This window comes from Staphylococcus sp. AtHG25, assembly GCF_003217445.1.
Classification (GTDB): Bacteria; Bacillota; Bacilli; order Staphylococcales; family Staphylococcaceae; genus Staphylococcus; species Staphylococcus haemolyticus.
In genome coordinates this window covers 29390-41147 of sequence record NZ_QJSN01000012.1, presented here as the reverse complement: position 1 = coordinate 41147, position 11758 = coordinate 29390, and the positions used below count along the sequence as shown (strand labels likewise).

At 34.6% G+C, this 11758-nt stretch carries 14 protein-coding genes; all 14 read left to right on the top strand.

The window, feature by feature from the left end:
- The first annotated feature begins 56 nt into the window (after positions 1–56).
- The 14 genes from BDW31_RS09330 (at position 57) to atpD (ending at position 11740) form a co-directional block, all read left to right on the top strand.
- Positions 57–1100: an L-threonylcarbamoyladenylate synthase gene (locus tag BDW31_RS09330; protein ID WP_085060568.1), complete on the top strand. Its 1044-nt coding sequence runs from the start codon at positions 57–59 to the stop codon at positions 1098–1100.
- A complete protein-coding gene (locus BDW31_RS09325) occupies positions 1097–1513 on the top strand; it encodes a low molecular weight protein arginine phosphatase (protein WP_037551928.1) in 417 nt (138 codons plus the stop codon). The genes BDW31_RS09330 and BDW31_RS09325 overlap by 4 nt, the downstream gene beginning before the upstream one ends.
- Positions 1514–1623: 110 nt before the next feature.
- Positions 1624–2148: a TIGR01440 family protein gene (locus BDW31_RS09320; protein WP_110709597.1), complete on the top strand. Its 525-nt coding sequence runs from the start codon at positions 1624–1626 to the stop codon at positions 2146–2148.
- A gap of 26 nt (positions 2149–2174) precedes the next feature.
- Entirely contained in the window at positions 2175–3413 is a 1239-nt protein-coding gene (glyA, locus tag BDW31_RS09315) for a serine hydroxymethyltransferase (RefSeq protein ID WP_110709596.1), read from the top strand.
- Positions 3414–3439: 26 nt separating this feature from the next.
- Complete coding sequence (gene upp, locus BDW31_RS09310) at positions 3440–4069, top strand: uracil phosphoribosyltransferase (RefSeq protein ID WP_037551932.1); 630 nt, start codon at positions 3440–3442, stop codon at positions 4067–4069.
- 18 nt (positions 4070–4087) lie between these two features.
- Complete coding sequence (gene wecB / locus BDW31_RS09305; protein ID WP_037551934.1) at positions 4088–5221, top strand: non-hydrolyzing UDP-N-acetylglucosamine 2-epimerase; 1134 nt, start codon at positions 4088–4090, stop codon at positions 5219–5221.
- A gap of 154 nt (positions 5222–5375) precedes the next feature.
- Positions 5376–5726, top strand: a complete 351-nt coding sequence (locus tag BDW31_RS09300) for an ATP synthase subunit I (RefSeq protein ID WP_037551936.1) — start codon at positions 5376–5378, stop codon at positions 5724–5726.
- Between the two features lie 27 nt (positions 5727–5753).
- A complete protein-coding gene (gene atpB / locus BDW31_RS09295) occupies positions 5754–6479 on the top strand; it encodes a F0F1 ATP synthase subunit A (RefSeq protein ID WP_011275237.1) in 726 nt (241 codons plus the stop codon).
- A gap of 32 nt (positions 6480–6511) precedes the next feature.
- Positions 6512–6724 carry a F0F1 ATP synthase subunit C gene (gene atpE, locus BDW31_RS09290; protein WP_011275238.1) on the top strand — a complete coding sequence of 71 codons (213 nt, stop codon included), beginning with the start codon at positions 6512–6514 and terminating at the stop codon, positions 6722–6724.
- 85 nt (positions 6725–6809) lie between these two features.
- Positions 6810–7340: a F0F1 ATP synthase subunit B gene (locus BDW31_RS09285; protein ID WP_037551939.1), complete on the top strand. Its 531-nt coding sequence runs from the start codon at positions 6810–6812 to the stop codon at positions 7338–7340.
- On the top strand, positions 7340–7879 hold the full coding sequence (locus BDW31_RS09280; protein ID WP_037551941.1) for a F0F1 ATP synthase subunit delta: 540 nt from the start codon (positions 7340–7342) through the stop codon (positions 7877–7879). Before BDW31_RS09285 ends, BDW31_RS09280 begins: the two co-directional genes overlap by 1 nt.
- Before the next feature lie 20 nt (positions 7880–7899).
- Positions 7900–9408 carry a F0F1 ATP synthase subunit alpha gene (atpA, locus tag BDW31_RS09275; RefSeq protein ID WP_011275241.1) on the top strand — a complete coding sequence of 503 codons (1509 nt, stop codon included), beginning with the start codon at positions 7900–7902 and terminating at the stop codon, positions 9406–9408.
- A 31-nt stretch (positions 9409–9439) separates the two neighbouring features.
- Positions 9440–10306: an ATP synthase F1 subunit gamma gene (gene atpG, locus BDW31_RS09270; RefSeq protein WP_085060563.1), complete on the top strand. Its 867-nt coding sequence runs from the start codon at positions 9440–9442 to the stop codon at positions 10304–10306.
- A gap of 21 nt (positions 10307–10327) precedes the next feature.
- Positions 10328–11740, top strand: a complete 1413-nt coding sequence (atpD, locus tag BDW31_RS09265; protein ID WP_037551943.1) for a F0F1 ATP synthase subunit beta — start codon at positions 10328–10330, stop codon at positions 11738–11740.
- Positions 11741–11758 lie beyond the last annotated feature (18 nt).

Below are 11758 nucleotides of genomic sequence, written 5' to 3'. Positions count from 1 at the left end.
TTAGATGAGTAACTTTTCATATATATGAATAAAACAATAATGAAGGAGTGAGCTTGATGAAAACTGAGATATGGGATATGCGTGATTATCAAGAATCGCCATTGGATTATCCAGAATTGGAAAATATAAAACAGGTATATAATGATGGTGGGTTAATTGCAATTCCAACAGAGACTGTTTACGGATTGGGTGCAGATGCTCGAAACCAACATGCAGTTTCAAACATATATCAAGCCAAAGGACGTCCTTCTGACAATCCATTAATTGTCCATATACATGATTTATCTCAGCTTGATCAAATTATTTCTCATTTGCCTGAAGAAGCCAAATGTTTGATGGATGAATTTTGGCCTGGACCTATTTCATTTATTTTACCTTTAAGACAGGGTTATCTTTGTGAGAAAGTAACAGGTGGTTTACAATCAATTGCGGTAAGAATGCCTAGTCATCCAATAGGAAGAGCTATACTTCAATACATTGATATGCCTATCGCTGCCCCTAGTGCTAATGTAAGTGGGCGACCTTCTCCTACAACCTTTCAACACGTTTTTAATGATTTAAATGGCAAAATTGACGGTATAGTCAATGGTGATCAAAGTGAAGAAGGATTAGAAAGCACCGTGATAGATTGTACACAGTTTCCTTTCAGAATAGCAAGACCAGGATCAATAACACAAGCAATGCTCAATGATGTTTTACCAGGAAGTGTTGAGAATTATCATTATGACGCCAATAGCCAACCAATAGCACCTGGAATGAAGTATAAGCACTATGCCCCTGATATACCAGTAACGATGTTAACGCATCTTAGTGAACCTATCAAAACAATTAAAGAATGGAGTAATACAGCTTTTATTTTACCGGAAACTTTGAAGCAGTATGCTCCAAGTGATGCATTATTCATTAAACTTTGTAAAGATGAAAAAGATATAAGACAAGCTAATCATAATTTGTATCAAATACTTCATAGTATTGATGAAAATCCATCAATAGATCAAGCATATATTTATGCTTTTGATAAAACAGATGAATCTGAAGCAATTATGAATCGGATTATTAAAGCTACAGGTAATCACATTGTTAGAGGTGAGAACTTATGAGAATAACATTTGTATGTACTGGAAACACTTGCCGAAGTCCAATAGCCGAAAGTATCGCGAAGAAAATGTTTGTAGATGACACAATTAATTCTAGAGGACTGTTCGCGATTAACGGTCAATCCGTATCACCAGAGTCATTAGAAGTCATTATGGAGCATAATTTTCCTGAACCGACTGTAGCTAAGCAATTTAGTGAGAAAGATTTGAATAGTGACTTAATTTTAACGATGACAGATATGCATAAACAACAACTGGTTTCTCATTATGGTGACAATGGTCGCATTTATCAACTCAGTGAATATGTTGGAGAAATAGGTGACATTGTTGATCCTTTTGGTGGTAGCATAGATACTTACCGTCAAACGTTTGAACAACTTCTGTATTTGATAGGTAAGTTACGTACAAATTCATAAGCCAAATATTATACAATTAGTATATGTTAAGCTTTAAATAAGTTATAATGAAGAAGTATAGCTAGTTTGCTATGCTTCTTTTTAATTATGTATTTAAGGTGGAGATTTCAATGCAAGAACTTAAAACTTTGCTTGATGAACTTAAATCGCAATCATTTTTCAATGAAAATGAAATTTGTGTGATAGGATGTTCGACTTCTGAAGTTATAGGACAGAAGATTGGTTCTGTAGGATCAATGGAAGTTGCTGAAGCGATCTTTAATGCATTAGAAGAAGTGAAACAAGATACTGGTGTTTCTTTTGCATTCCAAGGTTGTGAACACATTAATAGAGCAGTCACAATTGAACGTGAAGATTTCAACCCTCTAACTATGGAAGAAGTCACTGTTGTTCCCGATGTTCACGCAGGAGGTAGTCTTGCTACATATGCTTATAAGCATATGAATGACCCAATCGTAGTTGAACATATTTCAGTACCTAAAGGTATTGATATAGGTCAAACATTAATTGGAATGCATATTAAACATGTTTGTGTACCGATTAGGACAAGTGTCAAACAGGTTGGTGAAGCAATTGTAACGATTGCAACCTCAAGACCTAAGAAAATCGGTGGTGAACGAGCTAAATACGAATAAGCTTGAAAGCGTAGGAGGGGATTTTTATGTCTTATATCCAAAATCAAGATAAAGCTGTCTATGAAGCGATTCAAAATGAATACAATAGACAAAATAACAACATTGAATTAATAGCATCTGAAAATTTTGTATCTGAAGCGGTAATGGAAGCACAAGGTTCTGTAATGACTAATAAATATGCTGAAGGCTATCCTGGTCGTCGCTATTATGGTGGTTGTGATTATGTAGACGTTACAGAAATAATTGCTATCGAACGAGCTAAAGCATTATTTGGTGCTGAACATGTAAATGTGCAACCACATTCCGGTTCTCAAGCAAACATGGCAGTTTATCTTGTCGCTCTAGAGATGGGTGATACTGTTTTAGGAATGAATTTAAGTCATGGTGGTCACTTAACACACGGGTCACCAGTTAATTTTAGTGGTAAATTCTATAATTTTGTTGACTATGGTGTAGATAAGGAAACTGAAAAAATTGACTATGAAGTGGTGCGTCAATTAGCACATGAGCATAAACCTAAATTGATAGTTGCAGGTACATCATCATATTCAAGACAACTGGATTTTAAAAAGTTTAAAGAAATCGCTGATGAAGTTGGTGCTAAATTAATGGTTGATATGGCCCATATCGCTGGTTTAGTAGCAGCAGGTTTACATCCAAATCCTGTTGAACATGCAGACTTTGTAACTACAACTACTCATAAAACTTTACGTGGCCCACGTGGAGGCTTAATTCTTTGTAAAGAAGAGTATAAGAAAGATATTGATAAAACAATATTCCCTGGAATTCAAGGTGGCCCTTTAGAGCATGTCATTGCAGCTAAAGCTGTTGCGTTTGGTGAAGCGCTTGAGCAAGATTTTAAAGTTTATCAAGAACAAGTAATTAAAAACGCTAAAGTACTTTCACAAACATTGCAAGAAGAAGGCTTTAGAATTGTTTCAGGAGGAACTGATAATCATTTACTTTCTGTAGATGTTAAAAATTCAGTTAATGTTACTGGTAAAGAAGCTGAAGCGACTTTAGATTCTATTGGAATAACATGTAATAAAAATACAATCCCATTTGATCAAGAAAAAGCATTCGTAACAAGTGGTATACGTTTAGGTACACCTGCAGCGACTACGAGAGGCTTTGATGAGGAAGCGTTTAAAGAAGTAGGTCGTATTATTAGCTTAGCACTAAAAAATCCTAATAATGATACTAAATTAAAAGAAGCAAGAGAAAGAGTAAGTCGTTTAACTGCTAAATATCCGCTATATGAATAATTTATAAAATTTTGGAGGAAATATAAATGAGTAAAGTACATGTATTTGATCACCCACTAATTCAACACAAATTAAGTTACATCCGTGATATGAATACGGGAACTAAAGAATTTAGAGAACTTGTTGATGAAGTAGGCATGTTAATGGCGTATGAAGTTACTAGAGATTTAGAACTACAAGATGTAGAAATTAAAACGCCAGTAACAACAATGACTGCAAAAAGATTAGCTGGTAAAAAATTGGCGATCGTTCCAATACTTAGAGCTGGTTTAGGTATGACAGATGGTGTGTTAAATCTAGTACCAGCGGCCAGAGTAGGTCATATTGGTCTATATCGTGATCCTAACACATTAAAAGCAGTAGAATACTTTGCTAAACTTCCACAAGATATTGATGAGAGACAAATCATTGTTGTAGATCCAATGCTAGCAACTGGAGCATCAGCAATTGAAGCCATCAATTCATTAAAGAAACGCGGTGCAAAAAATATTAGATTCATGTGTTTAATTGCAGCACCAGAAGGTGTAGAAAAGATGCAAGAGGCGCATGATGATGTAGATATTTATATTGCAGCATTAGATGAAAAATTAAATGACAAAGCATACATTACGCCTGGTTTAGGTGATGCTGGGGACAGATTATTTGGTACAAAATAGTATTTAGGAGCTTAAAGTATGAAAAAAATTATGACAGTCTTTGGTACTAGACCAGAAGCAATTAAGATGGCACCTTTAGTAAAGGCACTCGAATATGATGCTGAGTTAGAACCAATGATTGTTGTAACTGCTCAGCATCGTGAGATGTTAGATTCAGTATTACATACTTTTAACATTAAGCCACATTATGATTTAAATATTATGAAGGAAGGTCAAACACTTTCCGACATTACCTCAAGAGCTATGACGAAACTTGAAGATGTTATAAAAAAAGAGAAACCAGATATGGTATTAGTTCATGGCGACACAACTACAACATTTTCTGGTGCTCTTGCTGCTTTTTATAATAAAGTTGCTATTGGTCATGTTGAAGCAGGTTTAAGAACGCGACATAAATATGCGCCATTTCCAGAAGAAGTGAATAGGCAAATGGTAAGTAATTTAGCCGATATACATTTTGCACCTACTAAAGGGGCGGCTAATAATCTACTTCAAGAAAACAAGAGTCCAGATTCAATTATTATTACTGGAAATACTGCTATCGACACACTCGAACTAACAATTCAAAAAGAATATACTTCAGATATTATAAGAAAACATCAAGGTAAACGTATTATATTATTAACTGTCCATAGACGAGAAAATGTCGGACAGCCAATGATTGATATTTACAAAGCGATGCGCAAAATTGTGGATGAATATGAAGATATCGTTATTGTGTCTCCTTTACATTTAAATCCTAAAGTAAGAGAACTAGCTTTCGAGTATTTAGGAGAACATGAACGTATAGAATTAATTGAACCACTCGATGTTGTAGATTTTCATAATTTTGCAAATAAAGCATATTTAATTTTGACTGATTCAGGGGGGATTCAAGAAGAAGCCCCTTCATTAAATAAACCTGTTCTTGTTCTAAGAGATGTAACTGAAAGACCAGAAGGTGTAACAGCAGGTACTTTAAAGGTTGTAGGCACTGATTTTGATAATGTTTTTAAATCAACAACAGAAATCTTAGATAATCAAATGATTTATGCTCAAATGGCGCTAACTCAAAATCCTTATGGTGATGGCAATGCATCTTTGAGAATATGTGAGAGTATAAAATATTATTTCGGCTTAACTTCAAAAATGCCAAAGTCTTTCAATTCATAAAATAATCATAATTGTGAACATTTTTTGACAATTAAATAGTTAATTTTTACAACAATTTGAATAGAATTGACACACTATTTACCCTATATTATTATTAAATTTGTATGAGTGGAACGGTTTGCATGGTTGTCATAAGTTAATTTGGAGGAAAAAAATGAGGCGTTTCAGCATCATATTTAAACAATTCATTCAATATTATATTTATTTTCTAATTTTATTGGGTGTATTGTATATCATTATTCCAAAACCTTTTATTCTTGGATTGATAATCGGCACAGTTGGATCTTTAATAAATACCTATATTTTCGAATTATATTTATCTCGGGCAAAACAACCAGATAATATACATATTTCTACAGGCAATACTTGGAGGTACTTAGTCGCTATCATTGCGTGCGTAATATGGTTTTTATTAAAAGTTTATGTCAATATTATTGGAATAATGATAGGTCTTATGTTTTCTTATGTTTTAATCATACTACGCCCTCTACTGCTAAAGAGTTAAAATTTTAAGAACGAAAGAGGTGAGTACATGGATCACAAAAACCCGCTCGTGAGTTGGAATGTGTTTGGTTTTGATCTCGTTTTCAATTTAGCAAGCATCATGATGTTAGTTATTACAGCAATCATTGTTTTTCTTATAGCTATTATTTGTACACGTAATTTAAAGAAAAGACCATCAGGTAAACAAAATTTTATTGAATGGATCTTTGACTTTGTGAGAAGCATCATTGAGAGTAATATGGCTTGGAAAAAAGGTGGTCAGTTTCACTTCTTAGCTGTAACATTGATATTATTTATCTTTGTTGCAAACATGTTAGGGTTACCATTTGCTATAGTGACTAAAGATCATTATCTTTGGTGGAAATCTCCAACAGCAGATGCAACAGTCACATTGACATTGTCAACTATGATGATATTACTTACACACTATTATGGTGTGAAAATGCGTGGTACTAAGGCATACATAGGTAATTACTTCAAACCATTCTGGCCTTTAGCAATTATCAATGTTTTTGAAGAATTCTCTTCAACATTAACACTTGGACTACGTTTATATGGTAATATTTTTGCCGGTGAATTATTACTTTCATTATTAGCCGGTTTAGTTGTAAGTAGTGCTTGGGGTTGGATTATAGGTATTCCAGGCTTAATCGTATGGCAAGGATTCTCAATCTTTGTTGGCTCAATCCAGGCATATATATTTATCATGCTTTCAATGGTTTACATGTCCCACAAAGTAGCGGACACACATTAACTTAAACAAACATTTTAGGAGGAATTATTAATATGGGTTTAATCGCAGCAGCAATTGCAATTGGTTTATCAGCACTAGGCGCAGGTATCGGTAACGGTCTTATCGTTTCAAGAACAGTAGAAGGTGTAGCTCGTCAACCAGAAGCACGTGGACAATTAATGAGTATCATGTTCATCGGTATTGGTTTAGTTGAGGCATTACCTATCATCGGTGTTGTAATCGCATTCATGACTCTTTTCCAATAAGAAAATTTCATGGCGAAGTCACTTGGATCTTCGCCGTTCGTTTTATTTAATGGCAAGTGGTGATTAATTATGAAAGGAGTGTCAAATGCCAGTGAATGCATTAACTAATTCATTCGTTCTAGGTGCAGCAGGTGGTGGAGTTGAATGGGGTACTGTCATTGTAACATTTATCACATTTGCTATATTACTAGCACTACTTAAAAAATTTGCTTGGGGTCCATTAAAAGAAGTAATGGATAAACGTGAACGTGACATCAATAGAGACATTGATGAAGCCGAAGAAGCAAAATTAAATGCACAAAAACTTGAAGAAGAAAACAAAAAGACACTAAAACAAACTCAAGATGAAGTTCAACGTATTTTAGAAGATGCTAGAGTTCAAGCACGTAAACAACACGAAGAAATCATTCATGAAGCAAATATTCGTGCAAACGGTATGATTGAAACTGCTCAAAGTGAAATCAATAGCGAGAAAGAACGTGCATTAGCGGATATTAACAATCAAGTGTCTGAATTATCAGTATTAATTGCTTCTAAAGTACTTCAAAAAGAAATTTCAGAACAAGATCAAAAAGAACTTGTTGATAAGTATTTAAAAGAGGCAGGCGATAAATAATGGCAAATGTAGCAAATAAATACGCTAAAGCATTATTTGACGTAGCTATTGATAAAGACATATTAGATTTAATGTATGACGAATTGAGTGAAGTTAGTGAAGCTACGAGAAACTATGGTGAAGATTTTAGAGCAATTGACTCAAATCCTAACCAACCAGCTTCTGAAAGACGCAAATTTGTTGGTATCATTTTTGGAGATGCTAATTATTATTTGAAAAATATGCTAATGATATTAGCTAATAATCGTCATTTAGTACTTATCAATTCAATTTTTAAAGAATTCAAAAGTTTATATAATGAGTATCATAATGAAGATTCAGCAATTGTTGAATCAGTTTATCAATTAAGTGATGAAGAACTTGATCGCATTAAAGACTTAATTTTAAAACAAACTAATTTATCTCAAGTACATATTACTACGAAAATAAATCCAGAATTAATTGGAGGATTTAGAGTTAAAGTTGGTACTACTGTGCTAGATGGCAGTGTTAAAAAAGATTTAGAACAAATCGAACGCAAATTTAGAAGAGTAAACTAAAATAAAGAGGAGTGACATAGATGGCCATAAAAGCTGAAGAAATCAGTGCATTACTTCGCTCACAAATTGAAAATTATGAGTCTGAAATGTCTGTAACTGATGTTGGTACGGTACTCCAAATTGGTGACGGTATCGCATTAATTCACGGATTAAATGACTGTATGGCTGGTGAGCTAGTAGAGTTTTCAAATGGTGTTCTTGGTTTAGCTCAAAACCTTGAAGAATCAAATGTGGGTGTAGTTATTTTAGGACCATATACTGAAATTACTGAAGGCGACGAAGTTAGACGTACTGGACGTATTATGGAAGTTCCAGTAGGGGAAGAACTTATTGGTCGTGTTGTTAACCCACTTGGTCAACCTATTGATGGGCAAGGTCCTATCAATACAACTAAAACACGTCCTGTTGAGCAAAAAGCTACAGGTGTAATGGCTCGTAAATCTGTTGACGAACCACTTCAAACTGGTATTAAAGCGATTGACGCATTAGTTCCAATTGGACGTGGTCAACGTGAGTTAATTATCGGAGATAGACAAACAGGTAAAACAACAATCGGTATTGATACAATCTTAAACCAAAAAGGTTTAGATACAATTTGTATTTACGTAGCAATTGGTCAAAAAGATTCAACTGTGCGTGCAAATGTAGAAAAATTGCGTCAGGCTGGTGCATTAGATTACACAATTGTTGTTTCAGCTTCAGCATCTGAACCTTCACCATTACTTTACATTGCACCTTACTCAGGTGTAACTATGGGTGAAGAGTTTATGTTCAATGGTAAACATGTATTAATCGTTTACGATGATTTAACTAAACAAGCTGCTGCTTACCGTGAGTTATCATTATTATTACGTAGACCACCAGGTCGTGAAGCGTATCCAGGTGACGTATTCTACCTGCATAGTAGATTATTAGAAAGAGCAGCTAAACTTAATGATGATTTAGGTGGCGGTTCAATAACTGCTTTACCAATCATTGAAACACAAGCAGGGGATATTTCTGCATACGTACCAACTAACGTAATTTCAATTACAGATGGACAAATTTTCTTACAATCTGATTTATTCTTCTCAGGTGTAAGACCAGCGATTAACGCGGGACAATCAGTTTCACGTGTAGGTGGATCTGCTCAAATTAAAGCAATGAAGAAAGTAGCAGGTACGCTACGTTTAGACTTAGCTTCATATAGAGAATTAGAATCATTTGCACAATTTGGTTCTGATTTAGATGAATTTACAGCTAGAAAACTTGAAAGAGGTAAACGTACGGTTGAAGTCTTGAAACAAGATCAAAACAAACCACTTCCTGTTGAAAATCAAGTTTTAATTATCTATGCATTAACAAAAGGTTACCTAGATGATATTCCTGTAGAAGACATCACACGTTTTGAAGATGAATTGAATAGTTGGACTAAATCAAATGGTTCAGACTTATTAAATGAAATTAGAGAAACTGGTGGCTTACCATCTGATGATAAATTTGAAGCAACTATTAATGAATTCAAGAAAAGCTTTAGCAAATCTGAATAATTAAACTTTAAATTGAAAGGGTGGTGAGATAATGGCTTCATTAAAAGAGATAGATGGTCGTATTAAATCGACGAAAAAAATGAAACAAATTACCAAAGCGATGAATATGGTATCAAGTTCAAAATTACGTCGAGCTGAAAAAAACACTAAACAATTTGAACCTTATATGGAGAAAATGCAAGATGCTATTACTGCAATTGCAGGTGCTAGTAAAAATTCTAGTCATCCTATGCTTAGACCTAGACAAGTTCAACGTAGTGGCTACCTAGTTATTACAAGTGATAAAGGCTTAGCAGGTGCTTATAGTTCAAATGTACTAAAACGACTTATTAATGATATTAAAGAAAAGCATTCTAGCAGTGACGAATATAGTATTATTGTATTGGGTCAATCTGGTGTTGATTTCCTTAAAAATAGAGGTTATGAAATTGAGAATTCACTTGTTGATGTTCCTGATCAACCTTCATTTAAATCAATACAAGCAATTGCTAAACATGCGATTGACTTATTCAGTGAAGAACATATTGACGAATTAAAAATTTATTACAGTCACTATGTTAGTGTTCTTGAAAATAAACCAACAACTAAACAAGTTTTACCATTATCTCGTGAAGATTCTAGCCAAGGTCAAGGCCAAATGTCTTCATATGAATTTGAGCCTGATAAAGAGTCTATCCTAAGTGTTATTCTTCCTCAATATGTTGAAAGTTTAATTTATGGAACGATTTTAGATGCTAAGGCTAGTGAACATGCAGCGAGAATGACTGCAATGAAAAATGCTTCTGATAATGCAACTGAACTTATTGATGACTTATCATTACAATATAATAGAGCTAGACAAGCTGAAATCACTCAACAAATCACAGAAATTGTTGGTGGTTCCGCAGCACTTGAATAATAATTTAAAGGAGGAAACAACATGAGTAATGGCCGTGTAACTCAGGTTATGGGTCCTGTTATTGACGTTCGTTTTGAACATAATGAAGTACCTGAAATTAATAACGCCTTAATCATCGAAGTTCCCAAAGAAGATGGTACTTTTGAATTAACGCTTGAAGTTGCATTACAACTAGGTGATGACGTTGTTCGTACAATTGCCATGGATTCAACAGATGGTGTTCAACGTGGTATGGAAGTTCAGAACACTGAAAAAGACATTTCAGTACCAGTTGGCGAAGTAACTTTAGGACGTGTATTTAACGTATTAGGTGACACAATTGATTTAGAAGATAAATTAGATGGTTCAGTAAGACGTGATCCAATTCATAGACAATCACCTAACTTTGACGAATTATCTACTGAAGTAGAAATTCTTGAAACTGGAATCAAAGTTGTAGACTTATTAGCACCATACATCAAAGGTGGTAAAATCGGTCTGTTTGGTGGTGCCGGTGTTGGTAAAACCGTTTTAATCCAAGAATTGATTAATAATATCGCACAAGAACATGGTGGTATTTCAGTATTTGCTGGTGTAGGTGAACGTACACGTGAAGGTAACGACCTATATTATGAAATGAGAGATAGTGGCGTTATTGAGAAAACAGCAATGGTATTTGGTCAAATGAACGAGCCACCTGGTGCGCGTATGCGTGTGGCACTTTCTGCATTGACAATGGCTGAGTATTTCCGTGATGAACAAGGACAAGACGTTCTGTTATTCATCGATAACATTTTCAGATTTACTCAAGCAGGTTCAGAAGTATCAGCATTATTAGGACGTATGCCATCAGCTGTAGGTTATCAACCTACTTTAGCTACGGAAATGGGTCAATTACAAGAACGTATTACATCAACGAATAAAGGTTCAGTAACCTCAATTCAAGCTGTATTCGTACCAGCCGATGACTATACTGACCCAGCGCCAGCAACTGCATTCGCTCACTTAGATGCTACAACTAACTTAGAACGTAAATTAACTGAGATGGGTATCTATCCTGCCGTGGATCCTTTAGCATCTACATCAAGAGCGTTAGAACCAGCAATTGTTGGTCAAGAGCATTATGAAGTGGCACGAGATGTCCAATCAACACTTCAAAAATATAGAGAATTACAAGATATCATTGCTATTTTAGGTATGGATGAGTTATCAGAAGAAGATAAATTGACTGTAGAACGTGCACGTCGAATTCAATTCTTCTTGTCACAAAACTTCCATGTAGCAGAACAATTCACTGGTCAAAAAGGTTCATACGTTCCTGTTAAAACTACAGTAGCTGATTTTAAAGACATTTTAGATGGTAAATATGACCATATTCCTGAAGATGCTTTCCGTTTAGTTGGAAGTATGGAAGATGTCATTGCCAAAGCAAAAGATATGGGTGTTGAAGTCTAAACAATTAGGAGGTATAGA